The sequence below is a fragment of the Kiloniella majae genome (assembly GCF_002118315.1).
In the GTDB taxonomy this organism is placed as follows: domain Bacteria; phylum Pseudomonadota; class Alphaproteobacteria; order Kiloniellales; family Kiloniellaceae; genus Kiloniella; species Kiloniella majae.
This window is the reverse complement of the sequence record NZ_MTSZ01000003.1, coordinates 383,135-405,116: the sequence shown is the minus strand read 5'-3', so window position 1 is coordinate 405,116 and position 21,982 is coordinate 383,135. Positions and strand designations below refer to the sequence as shown.

At 45.8% G+C, this 21,982-nt stretch carries 23 protein-coding genes; 14 read left to right on the top strand and 9 right to left on the bottom strand.

The genetic code is table 11. From position 1 onward, the window contains the following. Positions 1-67: 67 nt before the first annotated feature. The 6 genes from BKB51_RS11465 (at position 68) to BKB51_RS11440 (ending at position 6,545) form a co-directional block, all read left to right on the top strand. The gene (locus BKB51_RS11465; RefSeq protein WP_085901219.1) at positions 68-721 is read left to right on the top strand and encodes a thiamine phosphate synthase; all 654 of its coding nucleotides are present in this window, start codon (positions 68-70) and stop codon (positions 719-721) included. 86 nt (positions 722-807) lie between these two features. Further along, the gene (efp, locus tag BKB51_RS11460; protein ID WP_085901218.1) at positions 808-1,374 is read left to right on the top strand and encodes an elongation factor P; all 567 of its coding nucleotides are present in this window, start codon (positions 808-810) and stop codon (positions 1,372-1,374) included. Positions 1,375-1,461: 87 nt separating this feature from the next. After that, positions 1,462-2,262, top strand: a complete 801-nt coding sequence (locus BKB51_RS11455; protein ID WP_085901217.1) for an inositol monophosphatase family protein — start codon at positions 1,462-1,464, stop codon at positions 2,260-2,262. Between the two features lie 178 nt (positions 2,263-2,440). Next, on the top strand, positions 2,441-3,952 hold the full coding sequence (locus tag BKB51_RS11450; protein ID WP_158090215.1) for an OmpA family protein: 1,512 nt from the start codon (positions 2,441-2,443) through the stop codon (positions 3,950-3,952). A 103-nt stretch (positions 3,953-4,055) separates the two neighbouring features. After that, complete coding sequence (locus tag BKB51_RS11445; RefSeq protein ID WP_085901215.1) at positions 4,056-5,216, top strand: flagellar motor protein MotA; 1,161 nt, start codon at positions 4,056-4,058, stop codon at positions 5,214-5,216. Between the two features lie 6 nt (positions 5,217-5,222). Beyond that, positions 5,223-6,545 carry a peptidoglycan -binding protein gene (locus BKB51_RS11440; RefSeq protein WP_085901214.1) on the top strand — a complete coding sequence of 441 codons (1,323 nt, stop codon included), beginning with the start codon at positions 5,223-5,225 and terminating at the stop codon, positions 6,543-6,545. Between the two features lie 102 nt (positions 6,546-6,647). Here BKB51_RS11440 and BKB51_RS11435 read toward each other — a convergent pair whose 3' ends face one another. Further along, the gene (locus BKB51_RS11435; protein WP_085901213.1) at positions 6,648-8,480 is read right to left on the bottom strand and encodes an ABC transporter transmembrane domain-containing protein; all 1,833 of its coding nucleotides are present in this window, start codon (positions 8,478-8,480) and stop codon (positions 6,648-6,650) included. Between the two features lie 226 nt (positions 8,481-8,706). Between BKB51_RS11435 and rpmE the strand changes: the two genes are divergently transcribed. Next, entirely contained in the window at positions 8,707-8,931 is a 225-nt protein-coding gene (gene rpmE, locus BKB51_RS11430) for a 50S ribosomal protein L31 (protein WP_085901212.1), read from the top strand. 34 nt (positions 8,932-8,965) lie between these two features. On the opposite strand, the gene BKB51_RS11425 is transcribed toward rpmE, so the two are convergent. After that, on the bottom strand, positions 8,966-9,373 hold the full coding sequence (locus BKB51_RS11425) for a DUF1465 family protein (RefSeq protein WP_085901211.1): 408 nt from the start codon (positions 9,371-9,373) through the stop codon (positions 8,966-8,968). Positions 9,374-9,674: 301 nt separating this feature from the next. Here BKB51_RS11425 and BKB51_RS11420 point away from each other — a divergent pair, with 301 nt between their 5' ends. After that, entirely contained in the window at positions 9,675-10,136 is a 462-nt protein-coding gene (locus BKB51_RS11420; protein ID WP_085901210.1) for an Hsp20 family protein, read from the top strand. Between the two features lie 564 nt (positions 10,137-10,700). Here the strand turns inward: BKB51_RS11420 and BKB51_RS11410 are convergent. The 3 genes from BKB51_RS11410 to BKB51_RS11400 all read right to left on the bottom strand — a co-directional run bounded on the left by BKB51_RS11410 (position 10,701) and on the right by BKB51_RS11400 (position 12,726). After that, the gene (locus BKB51_RS11410; RefSeq protein WP_085901208.1) at positions 10,701-11,489 is read right to left on the bottom strand and encodes a 3-hydroxybutyrate dehydrogenase; all 789 of its coding nucleotides are present in this window, start codon (positions 11,487-11,489) and stop codon (positions 10,701-10,703) included. 33 nt (positions 11,490-11,522) lie between these two features. After that, positions 11,523-12,482 (bottom strand): AEC family transporter, encoded by a 960-nt coding sequence (locus tag BKB51_RS11405; RefSeq protein WP_085901207.1) that lies wholly within the window; start codon positions 12,480-12,482, stop codon positions 11,523-11,525. Positions 12,483-12,543: 61 nt separating this feature from the next. Beyond that, positions 12,544-12,726 carry a DUF1192 domain-containing protein gene (locus BKB51_RS11400; RefSeq protein WP_085901206.1) on the bottom strand — a complete coding sequence of 61 codons (183 nt, stop codon included), beginning with the start codon at positions 12,724-12,726 and terminating at the stop codon, positions 12,544-12,546. Positions 12,727-12,913: 187 nt separating this feature from the next. On the opposite strand from BKB51_RS11400, the gene BKB51_RS11395 reads away from it, so the two are divergent. After that, positions 12,914-13,897, top strand: a complete 984-nt coding sequence (locus BKB51_RS11395) for an NAD(P)H-quinone oxidoreductase (RefSeq protein WP_085901485.1) — start codon at positions 12,914-12,916, stop codon at positions 13,895-13,897. A 145-nt stretch (positions 13,898-14,042) separates the two neighbouring features. Next, positions 14,043-14,699, top strand: coding sequence for a DUF1013 domain-containing protein (locus BKB51_RS11390; RefSeq protein WP_085901205.1), 657 nt, complete (start codon positions 14,043-14,045; stop codon positions 14,697-14,699). Positions 14,700-14,783: 84 nt separating this feature from the next. Here BKB51_RS11390 and BKB51_RS11385 read toward each other — a convergent pair whose 3' ends face one another. Together BKB51_RS11385 and BKB51_RS11380 are read right to left on the bottom strand one after the other, a co-directional pair. Continuing rightward, on the bottom strand, positions 14,784-16,685 hold the full coding sequence (locus tag BKB51_RS11385) for a propionyl-CoA synthetase (RefSeq protein WP_085901204.1): 1,902 nt from the start codon (positions 16,683-16,685) through the stop codon (positions 14,784-14,786). 238 nt (positions 16,686-16,923) lie between these two features. Beyond that, a complete protein-coding gene (locus tag BKB51_RS11380; RefSeq protein ID WP_085901203.1) occupies positions 16,924-17,094 on the bottom strand; it encodes a YdcH family protein in 171 nt (56 codons plus the stop codon). Between the two features lie 390 nt (positions 17,095-17,484). Here BKB51_RS11380 and BKB51_RS11375 point away from each other — a divergent pair, with 390 nt between their 5' ends. Then, complete coding sequence (locus tag BKB51_RS11375) at positions 17,485-18,072, top strand: UbiX family flavin prenyltransferase (protein WP_085901202.1); 588 nt, start codon at positions 17,485-17,487, stop codon at positions 18,070-18,072. Positions 18,073-18,199: 127 nt separating this feature from the next. Here BKB51_RS11375 and BKB51_RS11370 read toward each other — a convergent pair whose 3' ends face one another. Continuing rightward, positions 18,200-18,745, bottom strand: coding sequence for a TIGR02444 family protein (locus BKB51_RS11370; protein ID WP_085901201.1), 546 nt, complete (start codon positions 18,743-18,745; stop codon positions 18,200-18,202). Positions 18,746-18,994: 249 nt separating this feature from the next. On the opposite strand from BKB51_RS11370, the gene BKB51_RS11365 reads away from it, so the two are divergent. Then, the gene (locus tag BKB51_RS11365; protein WP_245813270.1) at positions 18,995-19,210 is read left to right on the top strand and encodes a YdcH family protein; all 216 of its coding nucleotides are present in this window, start codon (positions 18,995-18,997) and stop codon (positions 19,208-19,210) included. 50 nt (positions 19,211-19,260) lie between these two features. On the opposite strand, the gene BKB51_RS11360 is transcribed toward BKB51_RS11365, so the two are convergent. Next, positions 19,261-20,019 carry a GGDEF domain-containing protein gene (locus BKB51_RS11360; RefSeq protein WP_085901200.1) on the bottom strand — a complete coding sequence of 253 codons (759 nt, stop codon included), beginning with the start codon at positions 20,017-20,019 and terminating at the stop codon, positions 19,261-19,263. Between the two features lie 258 nt (positions 20,020-20,277). On the opposite strand from BKB51_RS11360, the gene purE reads away from it, so the two are divergent. Next, entirely contained in the window at positions 20,278-20,775 is a 498-nt protein-coding gene (purE, locus tag BKB51_RS11355; RefSeq protein WP_085901199.1) for a 5-(carboxyamino)imidazole ribonucleotide mutase, read from the top strand. A gap of 55 nt (positions 20,776-20,830) precedes the next feature. After that, positions 20,831-21,931 (top strand): 5-(carboxyamino)imidazole ribonucleotide synthase, encoded by a 1,101-nt coding sequence (locus BKB51_RS11350; protein WP_085901198.1) that lies wholly within the window; start codon positions 20,831-20,833, stop codon positions 21,929-21,931. Positions 21,932-21,982 lie beyond the last annotated feature (51 nt).

Below are 21,982 nucleotides of genomic sequence, written 5' to 3'. Positions count from 1 at the left end.
GCTTTTGTGATATGAGCTATTCTTTTCTATCCATTGCCAGCAATCACCTGCTTAGGTATGAAAAGACATGAATTCAGAAATCTATCTTCTTACCCCTTCGGACCTGTTGTCTGCTGATAAGAACGTCGAGCAATTCAAAGCCTCATATATTCAGGCTTTGGATGGAGGCGGGATCTCCTGTGTTTTGCTTAGCGGGACAGCTGATAACACAGAAGTATTGAAGAAAGCTGTTGAAATTCTTCAACCCATAACCCAAGAGCGTGATATAGCCTTTCTCATAGAAGATGATTATCAAAACGCTAAAGCCTTCGGGTGTGACGGTGTGCACCTGAACGATGCTGGTAACTATAAAGATGCACGCGAGCATCTTGGAACAGATTATATAGTTGGCGTTGACTGCGGTATATCCAGACATGACGCGATTCTAGTTGGTGAAGCCGGGGCTGACTACGTTGCATTTAACAACAGGCGCCCTTTACCGGAAATTGAAGATCCTGACGTTCGTGAGTTTGAAGAAGGAGGACCAAAAGGCTTGGAACTCCTAACCTGGTGGCAGACAATGATGACGCCCCCTTGTGTATCCATGGATGATATCCCGATTGAAGCCATAAAATCACATGCGGATGCCGGGGCTGATTTCATAGCGATACAAACCGCCATATGGAACCATACAGATAATCCGACAACAGCAATCACAGAAGTAAACGAGGCGATTGCCTGAACGCTTAGGACCTGATAGTTTCCCCAGCGAAATAAAAGTACACACACTAATTGATGTTATTTGACAACTGAAGACGGGCACAGATCATGAAAATTAACGGTAATGCCATTCGCCCTGGCAATATTATTGAGCATAAAGGCCGCCTGATGCGCGCCATGAAAACTCAACACACGCAACCGGGCAAAGGTGGAGCGTACCTGCAGGTAGAACTCAAAGATATCCGCGATGGTACAAAGATGAATGAGCGCTTTCGCGCCAGTGAAGATGTTGATCGTGTCCGCCTTGATCAAATCGAATATCAGTTCCTGTTCCGTGAAGACGACATGCTTACCTTCATGAACAATGAAACTTACGAACAAATTTCTCTGCACGAAGACATGGTTGGCGAACCTGTTATGTTTCTTCAGGACGGCATGACCGTTTCTATTGAACTTTATGAAGAAGAGCCAATCTCTGTCGTTCTGCCTGACACTGTAATCTGTGAAGTTGTCGAAGCAGATGCCGTTGTCAAAGGACAAACAGCTTCATCTTCCTACAAGCCTGGGGTACTGGACAACGGTGCTCGTATTCTGGTTCCACCTCATATCGCTGCCGGTACACGCATTGTTGTTAACACTGCTGACGGCAGTTATGTGGAACGCGCTAAAGACTAACTCGTTTATGCTAGAGGGGTTTTTATGATGCCCCTCTCTCAACTCGGCCCTGAAAACAAGGCCTCCTGAACACGGAAAGTAATTTCGATGGTATATCGCTCCCCCCGTATTACGGTTATGATCCGCGCCGCTGAAAAAGCCGCCCGTAGCCTGAAACGCGATTTTGGTGAGGTAGAAAACCTGCAGGTTTCAAAAAAAGGACCTGCTGACTTCGTTTCCACGGCAGATCTTAAAGCTGAGAAGATCCTCAAGGAAGAGCTAAAAAAAGCCCGCCCTGAATTTGGATTTTTAACCGAAGAAGCCGGGGTCGAAAAAGGCGAAAGCAACGACGAGAGATGGATCATTGATCCCCTTGATGGCACAACAAACTTTCTACATGGCTTGCCGCATTTCGCTATTTCTATTGCACTGGAAGTACGCGGTGAAATCGTTGCTGCACTTGTATATGATCCGATCAAGGATGAAATGTACACTGCAGAAAAAGGCAATGGCGCATATCTGAATGATCGTCGTTTACGGGTTTCTGGTCGTGTCAGCCTGGACAGCACTATCATTGCAACAGGAACACCATTCCTTGGCCGTGGAGACAGAGGACCGTTCCTGCGTGAAATTAACGCTGTAATGGCGCAGACGGCAGGTGTTCGCAGATGGGGCGCAGCTGCTCTGGATCTGGCTTATGTCGCAGCTGGACGCTATGATGCTTTCTGGGAAAGAGATCTATCACCATGGGATGTGGCGGCAGGCTTACTTCTTGTGAAAGAAGCTGGTGGTTCTGTCACAGAAGTTGACGGACGGGCATTCAAGCTTAAAAGCCAGAGCATTCTTTGCGCAAATATTGATCTGCATCCTAAGATGGTAAAATTGTTCAAAGAGTCTGGTAAATACTAGCTTTCAGCACTCTCAAAATCTTAATTTAGACCATTTTACAAAGGCTCATCATCGATGAGCCTTTGTTTCTTTTAGCCTTCCCTATTGTCGTATCCCTCTATGAGCATTAAGCTACGGACAAAGATTCACATATGGGAATCATCCTGGGGGATGGAAATTGTTCAAGCCTATGAGCTATATGCATAAAAATAGACACCAAAATCGCTCAACAATGCTACAGGCAAGCTGTGCCACGCTAGCACTTCTATGCAGCACATCAGCCGTCGTTGCACAGAATACAACGATCATTGGCGGATCGGGTAGTTCTGGTGTTTACGTTAATGAGCAACTCATTGGTTCAGTTCCAGCCTATTCCAACGGATATTCTTATGGAGCCCAAGGCGTTCCCTCGGGCTATCCCGGAGCTGGAAACAACCAATACCTCAGCAGACCCGGCAACTTGCTCTTTCCACCTTCCAGCTTCCCTCATAGTCAGGTTACGATAAACAACTTCGCTGACTTTCAAGGCTCTGGCTACAATCAAACAACAGCCTATACAGCACAGAATAATCCACAGGCTTATAATTCCTGGCAACAGCGCTACGGTCAAAATCCCTATGCACAAGGCGGTTATCCGCAGCAAACGGCGGGTTCAAGCCTCTATAATCCATACGGACAACCACTTGTCCCCTTATCGCAAGTATCCAGTACACATGTCGCAAGTACAGGGCAGCAACCCCAATATCCATCTCAAGTTCCTGCCTTTTCCCCTCAATCACAGTTACTGGTTCCTCCCCCCAATGGCGGAAACCGTGTTGTACAAAATGCACCAGTTATAAAGAGATCGACCCCGGCGACACAAGCACCGGTCACACAGACAGCTTCTATAACACCGCCTGCTGCGCCTAAGGTTACACCCAAAAAAGCTGAGCCAGTTAGCCAAGCGCAAGCTCCAAGCTCTATTATTCCCCCGGCACCGGTTGTAGAAGAAACCCAACCAACCAAGGTTGAACCAGTTGCAACACCACAAACTGTTGCGCCAAAAACGCCAACGGTGGAAGAGACTGTTAAAGAAACAACGACGACAGCGACTGAGGGAACAACATTCTCGGCACCAGATCCAGTGGTAACACCACCGTCAGTAACAGCGCCTGCTCCCGCAATTGAAACTGTTACTGCCGAGCCAGTATTAAGCCCACCACCCGTGCCAGAACCCACAACACCTACAGCAGGCACTGACATCCCGACAGCGCCAACAATTGCTGATTCAGCGCTAACAGAGAGTACTGAAGAGCTTGCCCCCCCACCGCCTCCACCAGTGGAAGCGCCGCTAGTTGAGGCAACTCCTGTAGAAGCTCTACCCGCAACAGAAGAAACAGCTGCAATTACACCGCCGGGTGAACTTGGGCCGATTCAGTTACTCTTTGAACCAAGTGAAGCGGATTTGAGTTCAGAAGCAAAAGCACAACTAAGTACGCTCGCTGATCAGCTTTTGGCAGATGAAAGTAAAATTATTCAACTCCTCGCCTACGCTGGTGATAGTGAAAGTAATGCCCAAGCGCGCCGCATATCCCTTTCCAGAGCACTCGCCGTTCGCGGTGTTTTAATGGAACGTGGAATTCCAAGCACAAGAATGCATGTCCGTGCATTGGGGAACAAAGCTAAAAAAGGCAACCCGGATCGGGTAGAGATTATTCCAGTACAGAACTAATTCTTCGACCTGCTCTCTGTCACGGGAAATAGCTGTCTTAGTTTTGCCTAATAAAAGCTGTAGCCTGCATGAGAGTTTCTAAATACCAGAGGGCGCTTAACGCATGAAACGGCCAACACGCTACCTAATCCGAATGGGGATTTTCTTAGGAATAGTTAGTCTCGCTGTTGCAGCACTTGCACCAAGTCTTCATGAAGCATTCGTAGCCAATGCCGTTATGAATGGCATGATTTTGGGCGTTCTGTTCCTGGGAATTATTTATATATTCCGTCAGGTCTTATCTCTTAACCCGGAACTTGCCTGGCTAGAGCATCTAAAAAGAGAAACAGAAGGTGGCTTGGTCTTCGCTGGCTCTATGAATGAGATCAGAGAACCAAGACTTCTTGGTCCTATGGCAACGATGATCGGAGAGAAAAAAGGCAAACTGAGCCTGTCTACTCTTTCCATGCGGACACTTCTTGATGGTATCCAAAGCCGTATAGAAGAAAGCCATGACATTTCAAGATACTTGATTGGCTTGCTTATTTTCCTGGGACTTCTGGGAACATTTTGGGGGCTGCTGGAAACTGTGAATGCTGTAGGGGATACCATCGCTGGCCTAAGCACAACAGCCGATGATCCTTCGTCTATGTTTGATGAGTTAAAATCTGGCTTGGCGACACCATTATCCGGCATGGGCACAGCCTTTAGTTCTTCGTTATTTGGATTAGCCGGCTCTTTGGTTCTCGGCTTTCTAGAGCTTCAAGCCGGACAAGCCCACAATCGCTTCCTTAATCATCTGGAAGAATGGTTATCTGGCATCACCAAACTTTCCAGCGGCGGTCCCGGTGCTGAGGGAGATCAATCTGTTCCCGCCTATATATCAGCATTACTGGAACAAACAGCCGAGAGTCTTGAGAAGCTGGAAAGAACCATGGCGCGGGACGAAGAAGAGCGGGTCCGTGCAAACCAGTCTTTAATCACGTTAACAGAACGTATGTCCACGCTGACCGATCATATGCGTGCGGAACAAAGCGTTATGCTCAGCATTGCCGAAACACAGGCACAGCTAAAACCTATACTGAGCCAGTTGGCGCAAAAACAAACTGCGCCTGTAAACACAGGTATCGACGAAGCCTCCAAAGGCCATCTGAGAAACATGGATCTCCGACTGGAGCAGCTATCAGGGGAAATTGCCAATGGCAGGGAAAGCTCTGTTCAGGAAATAAGAAGCGAAATCCGTCTGTTAACACGTACATTGGCAGCCATGGCAGAAGGGGAATAACCCCGCATGTTTTCGGCAAGTCGCAGAAGCAGCAAAAGATCAATCAACATCTGGCCTGGTTTCGTCGACGCCCTGGCAACGCTGTTACTTGTGATCATTTTTGTGCTCATGGTCTTTATGGTAGCTCAATTTACCCTTAGCAATGCACTAAGCGGTAAAGACAAAGCACTATCAAACCTGAACAGGGAAATAAGTGAACTCGCTGAATTACTCTCGCTAGAGAAATCTGCAAATACCAGATTACGCTCCAGCGTTACCCAACTTACGACAGAGTTGCAAAGTTCGATATCCTCTCGTGACAGTCTTGCAAACCAATTAGCTTCGCTTTCAGAAGACAAAGAAGATCTGGAAGGTGAATTACTGGCAGTCAGTAAAGAGCTAAAAGATCTTGTCAGTGCGCAGGCGTTATTACAGGACAACAATGACCAGCTTGAAGTCGAGAAACAAAAGCTTCTGGATGATAAAAAAAGTATTGAAGATCAACTCTCCGCACTGGAACTAGCTGCTGCCAAATTATCCGCAGAATCAGCAAAGGTAGATGCTGAACTGGAAGATGCGTACAAGGTTATTGAAGCCGACAAGGAAAAGGTAGAAACCCAGCTTGCAGAAATAGCCTTACTCAAAGAACTCCGAGACAATCTGACAGAAAAGCTCGCAACAGCAGAGACTGATATCTCCGGTCAAAAAGCCCTCACAGAAGAAGCCCAGACAGAAGTGGTGCTGTTAAACCAGCAAATTGCTGCGCTTCGCAAACAGCTTTCGGATATCTCGGCTACGCTCGAAATTACCGAAGCTATCAATGCGGCACAGGAAACCCAAATTCTTGACCTCGGAAAGCGTCTCAATGTTGCTCTCGCCACCAAAGTTCAGCAGCTGGCAAAATACAGATCAGAATTCTTTGGTAAACTTCGTGAGGTTCTTGGCAATCGACAAGACATCCGCATTGTTGGGGATCGTTTTGTCTTTCAGTCCGAAGTTCTTTTTTCAAGTGGCTCAGCAACATTGGAAGCTGGTGGACAGGAACAGTTGGGGCAACTAGCCAAAACACTCAGAGAGCTTTCAGCAAACATCCCCGATGACATCGACTGGATTTTACGTGTTGATGGGCATACTGATGTGCAACCGATCTCTACAGCTGAATTCCCCTCCAACTGGGAGCTTTCAACAGCAAGAGCTATCTCGGTTGTTAAATACCTGATCACTCAAGGCATACCTGCATCCAGACTGGCAGCAACCGGATTTGGCCAGTTCCAACCTCTGGATAGCAGCCGTGATGAAATAGCCTTCAGACGTAACCGCCGTATTGAGCTAAAACTGACACAACGATAAAAGGCTATCGAGACAGATAATCTTCTCAATAGCCTTTTAGGTTCACGCTCGAAAACTCATAAAACCACGAAGGGCTGTCTCAAAACCGATCAGAAAAGCAGTCTAACTTGCAGCCTGAACGGATAACTCTGCGTCCAGATCCGGACCAAACTGTAGCTCTGCCAGACGTGCATAGAGGCCATCTTGCTTAACAAGCTCAGCATGGGTCCCACTTGCCACAATACGTCCCTCGTCCATAACCAGAATACGATCCGCCTTCAGGACTGTCGCCAAGCGGTGGGCAATCATCAATGTTGTTCGACCATCCAGAAGATTGTCCAAGGCTTTCTGGACCGCCATTTCACTTTGAGAATCCAAAGCAGAAGTCGCTTCATCAAGCAGTAAGATTTCCGGATCTCTCAAAATCGCCCGGGCAATGGCAAGACGCTGCCTCTGTCCCCCAGAAAGACGTACGCCCTTCTCACCAAGGTAAGTATCGTATCCATCAGGAAGCTTCTCCAAGAACTCATGCGCAGAAGCCGCTTTGGCTGCATTTATGATCTCTTCGCGGCTTGCATCTGGGCGGCCATAGCGAATGTTTTCGTAGGCAGTGGCCGAGAAAACGACAGGCTCTTGAGAAACCAAACCGATATGCTTGCGCATTTCAACAGGATCAAAGTCCGGGATATCAACACCGTCAATCTTCACAACACCCTGTTGCACATCATAGTACCGAAGTAATAGCTGGAAAACAGTAGTCTTACCCGCCCCGGACGGGCCAACAATTGCGACCTTCTCCCCCGCTTTGATATCCGCAGAGAAACCAGTCATTGCCGACTGAGTTGGTCTGGATGGATAATTGAAGCTCACATTGGAAAAAGAGACTGCGCCTTTGATTTTTGCAGGCAACGGCGTTGGTGTTTCTGGTGCCGCAATATCAGTTTTAAGAGCCAAAAGGCTTAACAGTCGTTCTGTTGCCCCTGCAGCACGTTGTAAATCGCCTATAACCTCGCTAAAGGCCCCGAGAGAGCCCGCAACAACAATGGCATAAAAGACAAAGGAAGAAAGCTCACCCGCTGTTATACGCCCCTCGAGAACGTCACGACCACCAACCCAAAGAATTGCACTGATAGAGCCAAAAACCAGAACGATAACAATCGCAGTCAAAAGCGCGCGAAACCGGATTCGTGTTACAGCAGTTGTAAAGGCATCTTCGACTCGACCAGAAAAATACTGACGATCCAGGTCCTCATGACTAAAGGCCTGTACCGTACGAATCGCACCTATTGTTTCATCTGCATAGACGCCAACATCCGCAATCCGGTCCTGACTGTCTTTACTCAGCGTCCGAACTTTGCGTCCAAAAAAGAGAATCGGTATCAAAACGAAAGGTATAACAAGCGCAACAAAGCCCGTTAACTTAGGTGATGTAATAATAAGAAGAACTAAGCCCCCGAAAAACATCAACAAATTGCGCAGAGCAATCGAAAAAGAAGAACCAACAACAACCTGTAAAAGCGTTGTGTCCGTTGTCAGTCTTGAAAGAACCTCACCACTTCTGGTGACTTCAAAAAAGGCAGGAGACATTTTAATAATATGTCCGAATACCGCTGAGCGGATATCAGCGACAACACGCTCACCAATCCACGAAACAAGGAAATAGCGCGAGTAGCTCGCCAAGGCCAAAAGCACTGTTACACCGAACAAAACAAAGACAGCTTGATCAAGAAGCGCACTATTACCACTTGAAAATCCCTGATCAATCAAAGCTCTAAGCCCTCTTCCGAGACCAAGAACTGTGCATGCCGCAATGACAAGCGCAATCATAGCCCCACAGATCTGAAGCTTGTAAGGGCGTACAAATTGCCATAGCAGCAACAGGTGTTTTAACTCTTTGCTTTTAGGTGCATCTTCTTTTGATGCTACAGCTAAATTCTTTTCACTGTTGCGGCTCATACCTGTCTTTCCTGGTGAGGACTCCATTTCTGGGTCCCATAAAAAATAATTACTTACCTAATAACGGAATTGACCTTTCCACTCCAGTGTGAGAAACCACAATTTATTAACGGCTTCAATGCGACCCTATGCCTCTGACAGGTAAATTTCTACGATTCGTGGAATTAACTTGCCTCTTGGCGCAGGTTCGGTTAAATAGCCACCGCTTCCTAAGGGGATACGGACTATGAAAAAAGATATTCATCCTGAATACCACACCATCAAAGTTGTAATGACTGATGGCAGTGAATTCGAAACACGCTCTACATGGGGCAAAGAAGGCGATACTATGCGTCTTGATATTGACCCTAAGAGTCATCCAGCTTGGACTGGCGAGCACCGCTTGGTTGATACCGGTGGTCAGGTTGCCAAGTTCAACAAGCGTTTTGCAGCTTTTGGTATCAAGAACTAAGCCAAACTGTTTAAATGTTAAAAAAGGTTCCGTTTTACGGAGCCTTTTTTTTTGCCCGATCCACCCGATCCAACTGAGAATCCAAACGGGTAACTCGCATATAGAGTTGATGGCTGCGCCCCATTAGATCAGCCATCCTGGGATCAGCACCATCCGGCAGTTCATCCGGTGGCTCACAAACATTCCGGCCAGATATTCTATTATCCGGGTTTCTGGCGTCATCCATGCTGATCTCTCCATCAAGAACAGCTCTTTGTACCAATAACCAGGCCATAACCTGTGTCAGTCGCGTTGTCAGGCGCATACTTTCACAACAAATTTGCAGGCGATCCTCGGGTTTTAACCATGGGTGACGGTTACGGGTTCTATCCGCCAGATAGTCTCTTGCCTCTTTTGTCAGAGACAAAGCTTCCTGATAAGTCGAATCCAGATACGTAACCATAAGCCGCCTGATAATCTTCGCTCTTTGCACTTGGAACACAGCATTGTGCAAAGTTTTCTCCAATCTATCATAAGGGCCTTAACAAATTCTTGGTCAAGAAAACAAAGCTCCGGATTATTCACTTCCTATTGATCATCACGTCCAATAAATTATTTTTTTTTGCAGGCGATGCCTTGAAAACAAATAGAGCCTTTCTTAACTCAATCAGTACAAGAAGTGCCATTCGGGCTTCTATGTATTCACTGGCCTGACCATGACGGTAGGCTAATTGTTAAGCTTGTTGCTCAAAGGAGAACACGCAATGCACCATCGTGACTTAACACCATTACTACGCGCAACTGTCGGCTTTGACCGCATGATGAACATGCTTGATGCATCGGCTCGTCCAGATACTGCGTCATCCAGCTACCCCCCCTACAATATAGAAAAAACAGCCGAACACGACTATCGTATAACAATGGCTGTTGCGGGATTTACCCAGGAAGAGCTTGAGATCACAATCAAGGAAAACTCTCTTCACGTTGCTGGTAAAAAAGAGCGCGAAAAAGAAGATAAGGTCACTTATCTCCACAGAGGTATTGCAAACAGATCTTTTGAAAGAAGTTTCGATCTCGCAGACCACATTAAGGTAACCGGCGCTAACCTTGAAAACGGACTTCTTATCATTGAGCTCACGCGTGAGATTCCTGAATCAAAGAAACCGCGCAATATCCCCATTTCAAATGGGGCCTCAAATGAGCCTGACCTAATAGATCAACAATAACCTCTATTAGTTAGAAACGCCAAAGGCCGAGCTTATTTACATAAGCTCGGCCTTTATTATTTTTGGCAATATATCTAACAGACATTACGATCTATGTCGTTTGGTCTGTTTGTCCACCCTGTCAACTTGCCTTTGTTACGCAAGAGGTTATGAAGACTCGAGCCTCTCGTCAAGGCCTTGTTTTGTTTTTTGACATTTTTACGACAGATTTTGCCTTTTTTCAGGCACTTTTCTTTGTTTAAATTTGGCTAGAACCAAATAAGATCAAAGTATTAAGCAAAAAAAATCCGCCGGTAAAAAACCGGCGGCAAGTCAACAGGGAGGCATCAAAAAAAAGATAAATAGTAATAAAGAAACTAAAAAACCCTTTTTGACATTACAAGATTATAACAAATCAACTAAAAAAGAGTTAACAGCATAATCCTTGCTTCTACACTTAAAGATTTAAGGTGTGATTTCTGGTTTTCAAGAGGCAAAAACAAAGGGAAGCATAATAAAAAGCCTCCCCTGTTTATATTTATTTATTCGGACTGAAATAAATAACAATAATAATAGCTTGTAGAACTATTGCGCCATCCAACCACCATCAATTGAATAAGGAGCCCCTGTCATTTGATCCGCAGCGTCACTACACAAGAAAGCCGCTAATTTTCCGATTTGCTCTGGTGTCGAAAAATCCTGAGTAGGCGTCTTTTCAGAAACCAGGGCCCGTTTTTCGTCTTCAAAAGTTCTGCCGCTCTCTTTTGCTCTTGCCTCAATTTGTGCACGAACCAAATCAGTTAAAACCCAGCCGGGGCAGATAGAATTTACCGTAATGCCCTGTGTTGCAACTTCCAAGGCAACAGCCTTGGTCAAGCCCACAACACCATGTTTTGCGGCAACATAAGCTGATTTATTTGGGGAAGCCGTTAAGCCATGTGCAGAAGCAACGTTGATAATTCGCCCCCACCCTTTTTCTTTCATGCCAGGCAATGCCGCCTTTATCGTATGAAAGGCAGATGAGAGGTTAATGGCAATAACGGCATCCCAACGGTCTTCAGGAAATTCATCAACAGGTGCAACATTTTGAATGCCCGCGTTATTTACAAGGATATCAACCCCGCCAAGATTTTTTTGAGCCTCAGCGATCATGCCCTTGATTTCATCGGGTTTGCTCATATCAGCATTTGAATAAGCAACCTTTACGCCGTAATCATCGGCGATTTTTTTCTCAAGTTCAGCTATTTCTGAGCGATCCCCGAAACCGTTCAACATGATATCGGCACCTTCCGCGGCCAAGCGTTCAGCAATCCCCTTACCGATACCGCTGGTCGATCCTGTAATAACCGCCACTTTCCCTTTGAGGCCGGGCATTTACTTCTCCTGTAAAACAATAGTTGAGGAATATCACTTAGGTAAGACGTTTACATAGTATGCGATCAACAGGGTTACCGTGACAACCGATAGAATCGTGGAAGATAAGACGACAGATGCTGCTCTCGCAGTAAAAACACCATATTGTTGCGCCAGGATAAAAACGTTCATCCCTGTCGGTTGCGCGGCCAGAATAACGGCAACGGCAGCCCACAAGGGTGGAACCTCAATGACGTTAAAAACGAGGAAAGCCACAATGCTTGGGTAAATAATGGTTTTTACTATCACGATTAAAAAGCTTTGCTTTAAATCGCCAGCCAATTTGAATTCAGTTAAGGAGACCCCCAATGAAAAAAGAGCACAGGGAACAACAGCCCCACTTAATATTGAGGTAAAACGATCCAGGATTGCAATAAATTCAAAACTTGAGAGTTGAAAGATCCCCCCTGCAATCAATCCGAGAATAATCGGGTTGCTCCAGATAGCCTTTGCCAAGGAAAGCATAATTGCTTTGACGCCTTGGCCACCATCCCCTTCCCGTAAAAGATCATATTCCGTAAGCATAGAGGTTAAGGCCATGAGGATTGGTGCCTGAAAAGCGATCAACATGGTTAAGGGAACCATTCCTTCGTCGCCAAAAGCTGAATAGACCAAAGGAAAGCCAAGCAATAACAGATTTCCATAGGTCGCCCCCATCGCCATGACGGCCGCTTCTTTAAGCCCATGACCATACAGGAAACACCCCAGAAAGGCGCTACAGATGAAGATGGTCAAGGAAACGCTATAAAAGGCAATAATCAGAGAGAAATCAATATCGGATGATAAATTACCCTGGGCCATTGTGCGAAATAAAAGCGCAGGAATAGCCAGGTAATAAACAAAGAAAGACAGCCCCTTCAAAGCAGAGGAAGAAACCCAATGTCTTTTACCAGTAACATATCCGGATAAAATTACGAGAAACACAGGTATAACGATTTCTAGACTGACAAACAAATAAGTCCCTTACCCCCTCTATCAAGTACTTTACTCATCTCAAATACTCTCATGGCTGAGTTCAGCTTTTAAACAGACCATCCAACCCTTGGCGATGTTTCTCTTTTCGATCTATTTCAACGCGAGTTCGAGCGATCTCACTTTCCAATGTTGAAATATATTCCCGTAACTCTTCCAGCCCCATAGGTTCCAGATTTTTTAACTTAGGTTTGCCTTTTTTGGGCTCAAGGTCATCAAGATCCATATCATTACCCCTTGTAAGTTCATTGCCTGTGACGACCTACCCGTTTTAATTTCGGATAATTCTACTGTTGCCAGTGGCGTAAGTCTTCCCAGCATACTAAACTGAATATCAAGAAGAAAAACAGTAGATTAATAATTGGCAGGGCAAGCACGTGACACAAAATAACCTCGGGCCAATTCCCGATCAAATGACAGCGATAGAAATAAAAGAGTACGGAGATGCAGATCAACTCGCACCAGCACATCGTGCGGTTCCGACTCCAGTTGGCGATGAAGTCCTTATTAAAGTCAGTTACGCCGGTGTAAATCGACCAGATGTGATTCAGCGAAAAGGTCTTTACCCCCCACCTCCGGGGGAATCCGATATTCCCGGCCTTGAAGTTTCGGGAACAATTGTAAAATTGGGTGCACAAGTTACACAATATGCACTTGGAGATCAGGTTCTCGCGCTGGTAGGCGGCGGAGGCTACGCAGAGTATTGCACAGCACCGGTAGGCCAGTGTTTACCCGTTCCCAAAAGCCTTTCCCTTGAACAAGCAGCTGCCTTACCCGAAACCTACTTCACAGTTTGGAGTAATATTTTTGATCGTTGCGAACTTAAATCCGGAGAGACAATTCTGATCCACGGCGGCACCTCTGGTATTGGCACGACAGCAATTCAACTGGCAAAGGCTTTTGGGGCCAACGTTATTACCACGGCAGGCAGTGATGAAAAATGTCAGGCTTGCCGTGATCTCGGTGCGGATCTGGCTATTAATTATAAAACACAAGACTTTGTCGAAGAATCTAAAAAATTCACAAAGAAAAAGGGCGTTGATGTCGTTCTTGATATGGTCGGAGGCGACTATATACAACGCGATATTTCCTGCCTGGGAACGGACGGGCGTCTGTGTTTTATTGCCTTCCTTTCCGGATCTCAGGCGGATGTCAATTTCATGCCCGTAATGTTGAAACGCTTAAAGATCACCGGTTCAACTCTCCGTGCACGCTCCAGAGAGTTTAAAGCCCAGATAGGTAAAAATTTGATAGAAAAAGTCTGGCCGTTAATTGAAGACGGGAAGCTTGGGCCGTTAATCTACAAGACCCTGTCACTACAGGAGGCTGCCGAAGCTCATAAATTAATGGAATCATCCAAACACATTGGTAAAATTGTTTTAAAACTTGAAAAATAACCCCAAAGCCAGCTAATTAACAAAAAAAACACCTCGATCCTTTATTTACTGCTTGGCCTCGCGGTATATTCGGGGTAAGCCACCCGTTGGATACGTATTACCGTAGCCGAAGGACCATTAGCCGACGGCACGATTAGGAGAACCAATGTCTCAACCACTAATGCCAAAAGCGACCGCCGTTTGGTTGGTCGAGAACACATCGCTCACCTTTGAGCAGATTGCTGAATTCTGTCAACTTCACACGCTAGAAGTGCAAGGTATTGCCGATGGTGAAGTCGCTGTAGGTATTCGGGGTATGGACCCCATTGCGAATTCTCAGATCACTCGCGCGGAATTAGAACGCTGCGAAAAGGATTCATCAAAATCTCTGCGTTTTTATCAGCAGGATGATTTGCCGCAACCATCCAAACGGACAAAAGGTCCACGGTACACACCAATTGCAAAACGTCAGGATAAACCAGACGGAATTGCATGGTTGGTTCGTCACCATCCCGAGCTTACTGATAATCATGTTTCAAAGCTGATTGGAACAACAAAGAAAACCATTCAGGCGATTAGAGACAGATCGCACTGGAACATCAGCAATATTCGCCCTCGCGATCCTGTATTGCTTGGCCTCTGCAAACAAGTTGATTTGAATGCAACAATCGACAAAGCAATCAAAGAAGCTGAAAAAGCTGGCCGTATCATTCCAAAGCCAGAGCCAATGGAAGAAGAAGTTGTTGAAGCGGCGCCGGTAAAAGAAGAAATGCCGGAAGATCCGTACGAAGCTTTTACACGTGCTTTCAAAAAGACAGATTAATATCTGTTTATAGCTAGACATAAAAAAGGCCTCTTGAAGAAGAGGCCTTTTTTATGAGCTAAAGCATCTACTCTTACAGCAACACTATGAGTTCACTCCATATCCAATACTTTGAAGAGCCGTTCTAATCTCATCCAGAATGGCTGGATCATCAATAGTTGCGGGAACTTTATAATCTTCGTTGTCCGCAATTTTGCGCATAGTCGCCCGAAGGATTTTCCCAGATCTCGTCTTTGGTAAGCGCCCAACAACTACCGCAAGCTTGAAAGCAGCAACAGGACCAATGTCATGCCTGACTTTCTGCACAACTTCAGCAACAACATCACTATGTGATTTTTGCGCCCCGGCTTTTAGAACCATAAAGCCCAGTGGCAATTGCCCTTTAAGTTTGTCTGACACACCAATGACTGCACACTCCGCAACATCTTCGTGAGCTGCAAGAACTTCTTCCATAGCACCTGTGGACAAACGATGACCTGCAACATTGATAATATCATCTGTTCGGGACATGACATAGATATAGCCATTTTCATCTTTATACCCCGCATCCCCAGTCTCATAAAACCCGGGAAATCCGGTTAAGTATGCTTCGCGATGGCGCTCTTTAGCATTCCAAAGGGTAGAAAACGTCCCTGGCGGCAGAGGAAGTTTGCAAACAATTGCGCCGATATCACCCGCGGGCATTTCACTATGATCTTCAGCATCAAGAATACGAACATCCCACCCCGGAACAGATCGCGCAGGAGATCCTGCTACAATAGGTAGCTCTTCGATCCCCAGACAGTTAGAAGCAATCGGCCATCCAGTCTCTGTTTGCCACCAGTGATCGATAACAGGAACCTCTAATTTTTCCAACGCCCAGTTCAGCGTATCGGGATCACATCGCTCACCTGCCAAAAATAACGTCCTGAAATGAGATAAATCATACTTATCCAGATAAGCGGCTTCGGGATCTTGTTGGCGGATCGCACGAAAAGCTGTGGGTGCTGTAAAGAGAACAGAAACATTGTGTTCTGCTATAACGCGCCAGAAAGCACCGGGATCAGGTGTTCCAACAGGTTTTCCTTCGTACATGACAGAGGTCGCACCATAGATCAAAGGTCCATAGACAATGTAGGAATGTCCCACAACCCATCCCACATCAGATGCGCCCCAGAAGACTTCTCCCGGCTCCACATTATATATATTTTTCATGGACCAATGCAGAGCAACAGCATGTCCGCCATTATCCCGAACAATTCCTTTAGGCTGTCCCGTGGTTCCAGACGTGTAGAGAATATAAAGCGGGTCTGTTGCTGCAACAGGAACACAATCAACACCGGATGCCTTTGCTTCTGCATCCGCCCAATCAATATCTCTGCCCACCGTCATTGAAGCCTCAGCCTGCGGACGATGCCAGATAACACAGTGATCAGGTTTGTGAATTGAGAGGTCAACCGCCTCATCAAGCAAAGGCTTATAGGGAATGACCTTGCTAACCTCTATGCCACAAGAAGCAGAGATAATAACTTTCGGGCTACAATCATCAATTCGTGTCGCTAATTCGTTGGCAGCAAAGCCACCGAAGACAACGGAATGAACAGCACCAAGCCGTGCACAAGCCAACATTGCGACTGCGGCTTCTGGTATCATTGGCATATAGATGATAACGCGATCACCTTTTGAAACACCAAGTCCAGCAAGAGAACCCGCAAACTTTGAAACACGCTTCAGGAGATCAGAATAGGTGATATTTTCTTTTGTATCAGTAACCGGGCTATCATAAATCAATGCGGTTTGTCCACCGCGCCCCTGCTCTACGTGTCGATCTAGCGCGTTATAACAAGTATTTAACTCTCCCCCGCTAAACCATCGATAAAAAGGTGCGTCTGTATCGTCCAGCACCTTGGTATACGGCTTATACCAGTCAATTTCTGATGCGGCTTCGGCCCAGAAAGATTCTGGTTTGGCCAAAGAACGTGCTTGCACGTCGTCAAATGAACCCATGATGTGTCCCAACATGATTATATAATTTTTATCTCCAGCCTCCCCGACCGGTTCGAATAGCTTGCTGCATATTGGATAGAGGATCAATTTCCCCTACAGACAGAAAGCTCTATTAGATAATTATTTTACAAATTTTTTACAGCTAAGATAACAAAAACACCCGCCCAGTTATCATCCAGACGGGTGCTTTGTTTTATTCGAATGCAAGCATTGGGCACCTAAAGTACCTCAGCATTTATTAATGCGGCTCACTCAGCATTTGCATTTCGTCTTTAACGCGAAGCTTTTGCTTTTTAAGTGACATCAATAGGGATTCATCGGGATGCGGGCGCGTACTCTCCTGATCAATAGCGCTCTCTAATGTAACATGTTTTGTACGCAAGGACTCGATGCGTTCAGCAGTGGCCATATTCGTCTCCCTCTAATACCAAAGTTTCAATTGCTACCAATCACACTTAATGTCGCGAACATTGACTTCAACTAGCTTTCTCAGGAATCGTTACTGCACCAGAAATTTTAATGAAAAATCTCCATTACAATACCTAAGAAAATTTTTGGGAAGTACTGATGATGTTTGAGATGGCGTAACCAAGACTGCTGGCCGTTTATTCGGCTTTGGTGTATGGGATATTTCCAAAGCGTCCCAACCGCAGTTATCTTGTATATTTCGTACCAACCCAAACCCACAACATTGTTGAGAAGACAGCGTGTGTATATGGTAGACCTGTCGGGTGAACTTGCCAAGGGTCAGCCAACATATATTTCATTTTTTCATCACAAATGTGAAAGATAGTTACTCATGACCAAGAAGAGAATCATTGTCGGAATAAGCGGTGCAAGCGGTGTTATCTATGGCATCCGGCTCCTTAAGCTCTTACAACCAACCGACATTGAAACTCACTTAATCATGAGTAATTCTGCAGAAATTACATTAGCTTACGAAAGTGATCTCAAAGTAGCGGATGTCAAAAATCTTGCGGACGTTGCTCATAACGTTAAAGACATTGCCGCCTGTCTTTCCAGTGGATCCTACCGGACCCTTGGGATGGTTATCGCCCCTTGCTCTGTCAGAACCATGTCTGAAATATCAAGCGGTGTAACCTCGAGTCTCTTAACACGTTCAGCTGATGTTATTTTAAAAGAGCACAGAAAACTTGTTCTCATGGTGCGAGAAACACCGCTCCATACTGGACATCTTCGCACCATGACCAGCCTTTCCGAGCTAGGGGCAATCATCGCGCCCCCCGTTCCCGCGTTTTACGCCCGACCAGAAAACCTAGATGAGATGGTGGACTATAGCCTGGGCAGGATTCTTGATCTATTTGATATTGAACTTCCGGGCATGAACAGATGGGATGAAAACAGTAAGAAACGCCCGGCGTCTTAATTTTTCAAGCACCATCATTCCTGATGCGCTTTTTAATAAAATAAGTGCCGCAGAACTGATCCTCGCCCCACAACATATACACCCACAAAATATACAAAAAAACTAAGGCTAAATTTACCCAAATTACCTACTGGAAAAGCCAAACCGCTTCCAAGGGGGGTAACTCCGGGAACCCGCCCCGAACGATTGCGGCCAAGTCGGCACAATCCACCGTACCAATCCCATCAACCTCGCAGAGCTCCAGGTACAAAACCATATTCTTTGCCGCCATTTCTGAAGAAGGCAAAAGAGCTGGCCTAAGGGTCATATGAAGGTGCATAAAGTTTTGTTGTAGTGCTTCGGCCCATAATTCGGAATTTTTAACCAGATCACGCAAACCTTCTGTATGACGAAAACCGTTAATCGTTTCCGACTTCATCCAGGTTCGAATATCACGTAAAGGCTGAATGACATGATCCCGCCACTTTTCTATACCGGAAATCAAACCAGACAGTTCTTTTGAATTTAGTTGCTTACCGCAAAAGCCAGCCCAACAACAAAAGAGCAGCAAATTTACGTCCAGATCATATTTTTCCTGCAAAACCAAACAGGCAGGTGCAACCCCTTGTTGTCCATAGACATCAAGCGAAAAATTCCAAAAAGGGTTTATAGGTAACTGGCTTTGATCAAACATCGTCCCACCAGCTTATAGCGCACTGTGAATAAAGAACAAACTATCGAATCGCTTCTATTTGTATTCAAGATCACGGTCCCAAAACAGCAAATGCTCCGCTTTTGACAGTACAATATTGGTGGCAATATTGGTGTCTTCCTTGAAAATTCGACATTCTAGAAATAAAACTTACACAAAAACTATGTTTATTTTTAAAGTCAGAGTATAAGTAACTCCTTCAGTTAATGTGAGTTTAAGAGACCCTAACACGTGGCAAATACAACAGGTAGCAGTCGAAAAGAGCTAATCGAAGAACTTGAAAGGCTCAAACAAGAGCATCGAGACATGGATGATGTTATTGCCCGCCTGCAAGAACACGCGCCTTTTGATCAATTACAGCTCGTAAGATTGAAAAAGAAAAAGCTTAACCTCAAAGACAGCATGAACAGAATTGAAAGTCAGTTGCTCCCGGATATTATTGCCTAAAGCATTACGCTCTCAACAAATCTCAAAACATTAGCTAGCTTTATTCGATGTTAAGAAGCGTCTGTTTCTTCTGAAGCTTCTTGCTTGGCCTTTTTCTGCTCGTACATTGCCATATCCGCCGCTTTGAGAGCTGCGTCCGCATCTCCCCCTTGGAAGCTATGAACGCCATGGGATACATGAACATTCACCGAGTTCCCTTCGTAATCAAAAGCAGTCTTGGCGACTTCAGTAGATAAAAATTGTGCCTTTTCGGCGGCAATATCCGGTGGAGCTTGTAATAAAATAACTCCAAACTCATCCCCGCCCAATCGTCCAACAATATCTGACGAACGCACATTCCTCAGCAAAGTGGACGCGACATGTTTAATCGCTTCATCCCCCGCTTCATGCCCTAATCCGTCGTTAATTTCTTTCATGCCATTCACATCAATATAAATGACACTGCCGGGAACTTCATAGCGCTCGCTATAGGCCATCATTCGATCAAGTTCACGTACAAAGGCACGACGATTTAAAACCGGCGTCAAAACATCCTGATCCGCAAGTTTTTCGAGATAATCAACCCTTTTTTTTGCCTGATCCAGCTCCTGACGAACGTCTTGAACCTCCTTCATCAGCTTCTCGATCGCGGCACGAACTTTTGGTGTGAACTCGGCTTCGGGGATACCGCCAATTGAGGCAACATCCACAGGAGCTGTCGCATCGGACACTCCCTCAACTTTTTTTGCAGGCTTTACACTAGGTGCGGCTGAAACACGCCCGACACTGCTAACAGAGCCAGTTCCACCAGTTGGTCTTTGGACCTTCATTCCACAAGCAATCCCTTTGCTTTATTTTCACTCCGGCTTCCTGCCAGAACATCTGTTATTTAGAGCAATCCCAATAAACGAGACGGCATAAAAATAAATACTTTATGCACTTTATATAGAATCATTTTACATAAGGTTACTAAAAAAACTGTAATTTACAGTAATTCACGGTCAAAACTTAGTGTTCTCTTTACTTGCCTTCTTTTCCCGCACGTCTTAATAATGCGCTCCAATACACAGCTAAATCAGGATTCAGCAATGTCCGAGAAGTCTCCGCAAGTTGGTATAATCATGGGTAGCCAATCCGACTGGCCCACGATGAAGCATGCGGCCGAAACCCTCGAAGCTCTTGGTATATCTTACGAAAAGCGTATCGTATCTGCACATAGAACACCGCAGCGTCTGGTGGAATATGCCACGACTGCGCGAGACAGAGGTCTAAGCATTATTATTGCAGGTGCTGGTGGTGCTGCGCATTTACCGGGGATGGCAGCAGCCATGACACCATTGCCTGTGTTTGGTATTCCGATCGAAAGCAAAAGCTTGAAAGGGCAAGACAGTCTGCTCTCTATTGTTCAGATGCCAGGTGGTGTACCTGTCGGGACACTCGCAATTGGCAAGGCCGGGGCGATTAATGCCGCCCTCCTGTCTGGCTCTGTACTTGCCCTGCAGAACGAAGAGATTGCCAAAGCCTTGGACAAATGGCGACAGAAGCAAACGGATGCAGTCGCCATTGAACCAGTTGATACCCCATAGTTAAGACACGTAATATTCAGGTAACGTTTTACGGACATCCGTGGAGACAACGATTATGAGCAAATCGCTTTCAGCCCCACTCGCCCCAGGTTCCATTATTGGCATTCTTGGAGGTGGGCAACTTGGAAGAATGGCTGCCTCAGCCGCTGCAGAGTTGGGCTTTCATTGCCATATCTACTGTCCTGAAGCAGATAGCCCAGCCAGTGAAGTTTCAAAATACTCAACAACAGCAGCTTATGATGATGAAAAAGCCCTTGCTGCCTTTGCTGAGCACGTAGATGTTGTCACCTACGAATTTGAAAATGTTCCTGCCAAAACAGCCGCCTTTCTGATTGATCGGGTCCCGGTTAATCCCGGCCCTAACGTTCTGCATATTTGCCAAAATCGGTTACGTGAAAAGGACTTTTGTAACTCCATCAATGTGCCGACAACACGCTATATGGAAGTCACAAATCCGGAATCACTTGATCGTGTTGTCAGGGATATGGGACGCCCCTGCATTCTGAAAACCACAGAAATGGGATACGATGGCAAAGGGCAAACTTTTATTTCTGCGGAAACGAATTTAACCGATGCATGGAATGCAGTCGCGCCAAATCTGGATCAAGCAGAACTTGTTGTTGAGGCTCTTGTGGATTTCCGTATGGAAATTTCAGTGATTGTCGCCCGTAGTATTCAAGGTGACTGTCAGGCTTACATTCCTGTAGAAAACCGCCACAAAAACCATATTCTGGATCAAACGATCGTACCTGCGCGCATCTCACAGAAAATCAGTGACCGAGCTGAAGCTCTGGCACGGCATATGGCTGAAGAAATGGAACTTGTCGGCATGATGGCCGTAGAGATGTTTGTCACTACAGATGATGAAATTCTGATCAACGAAATGGCTCCCCGTCCGCACAATTCCGGCCATTGGTCCATGGATGCCTGTGTGACATCCCAATTTGAGCAATTTATACGCTCCATTGCAGGACTGAACCTAGGTTCCGTATTCCGTCATTCAGATGCCGTTATGACAAACCTTCTGGGGGACGATGTTGAAAAGTGGGAAGAAATACTTTCTGACCCTGCGAGTAAACTTCATCTCTATGGTAAGGACCAAGCCAAACCTGGACGAAAAATGGGGCACTTCACCCGGATCATTCCGCGAAATTAAAAGCGTCGCCACCTGCATACAATCGCACTCATTAACTTTTTCGCAAAAGAA

Coding starts and splice junctions, on each gene's coding strand:
- BKB51_RS11465 (WP_085901219.1), top strand. CDS start 68: ATGAATTCAGAAATCTATCTTCTTACCCCTTCGGACCTGTTGTCTGCT.
- BKB51_RS11410 (WP_085901208.1), bottom strand. CDS start 11,489: ATGCCCGGCCTCAAAGGGAAAGTGGCGGTTATTACAGGATCGACCAGC.
- BKB51_RS11420 (WP_085901210.1), top strand. CDS start 9,675: ATGCACCATCGTGACTTAACACCATTACTACGCGCAACTGTCGGCTTT.
- rpmE (WP_085901212.1), top strand. CDS start 8,707: ATGAAAAAAGATATTCATCCTGAATACCACACCATCAAAGTTGTAATG.
- purE (WP_085901199.1), top strand. CDS start 20,278: ATGTCCGAGAAGTCTCCGCAAGTTGGTATAATCATGGGTAGCCAATCC.
- BKB51_RS11435 (WP_085901213.1), bottom strand. CDS start 8,480: ATGAGCCGCAACAGTGAAAAGAATTTAGCTGTAGCATCAAAAGAAGAT.
- BKB51_RS11400 (WP_085901206.1), bottom strand. CDS start 12,726: ATGGATCTTGATGACCTTGAGCCCAAAAAAGGCAAACCTAAGTTAAAA.
- BKB51_RS11390 (WP_085901205.1), top strand. CDS start 14,043: ATGTCTCAACCACTAATGCCAAAAGCGACCGCCGTTTGGTTGGTCGAG.
- BKB51_RS11375 (WP_085901202.1), top strand. CDS start 17,485: ATGACCAAGAAGAGAATCATTGTCGGAATAAGCGGTGCAAGCGGTGTT.
- BKB51_RS11370 (WP_085901201.1), bottom strand. CDS start 18,745: ATGTTTGATCAAAGCCAGTTACCTATAAACCCTTTTTGGAATTTTTCG.
- BKB51_RS11445 (WP_085901215.1), top strand. CDS start 4,056: ATGAAACGGCCAACACGCTACCTAATCCGAATGGGGATTTTCTTAGGA.
- BKB51_RS11455 (WP_085901217.1), top strand. CDS start 1,462: ATGGTATATCGCTCCCCCCGTATTACGGTTATGATCCGCGCCGCTGAA.
- BKB51_RS11350 (WP_085901198.1), top strand. CDS start 20,831: ATGAGCAAATCGCTTTCAGCCCCACTCGCCCCAGGTTCCATTATTGGC.
- BKB51_RS11440 (WP_085901214.1), top strand. CDS start 5,223: ATGTTTTCGGCAAGTCGCAGAAGCAGCAAAAGATCAATCAACATCTGG.
- BKB51_RS11380 (WP_085901203.1), bottom strand. CDS start 17,094: ATGGCCACTGCTGAACGCATCGAGTCCTTGCGTACAAAACATGTTACA.
- BKB51_RS11450 (WP_158090215.1), top strand. CDS start 2,441: ATGCATAAAAATAGACACCAAAATCGCTCAACAATGCTACAGGCAAGC.
- BKB51_RS11360 (WP_085901200.1), bottom strand. CDS start 20,019: ATGAAGGTCCAAAGACCAACTGGTGGAACTGGCTCTGTTAGCAGTGTC.
- BKB51_RS11425 (WP_085901211.1), bottom strand. CDS start 9,373: ATGGTTACGTATCTGGATTCGACTTATCAGGAAGCTTTGTCTCTGACA.
- BKB51_RS11385 (WP_085901204.1), bottom strand. CDS start 16,685: ATGGGTTCATTTGACGACGTGCAAGCACGTTCTTTGGCCAAACCAGAA.
- BKB51_RS11395 (WP_085901485.1), top strand. CDS start 12,914: ATGACAGCGATAGAAATAAAAGAGTACGGAGATGCAGATCAACTCGCA.
- efp (WP_085901218.1), top strand. CDS start 808: ATGAAAATTAACGGTAATGCCATTCGCCCTGGCAATATTATTGAGCAT.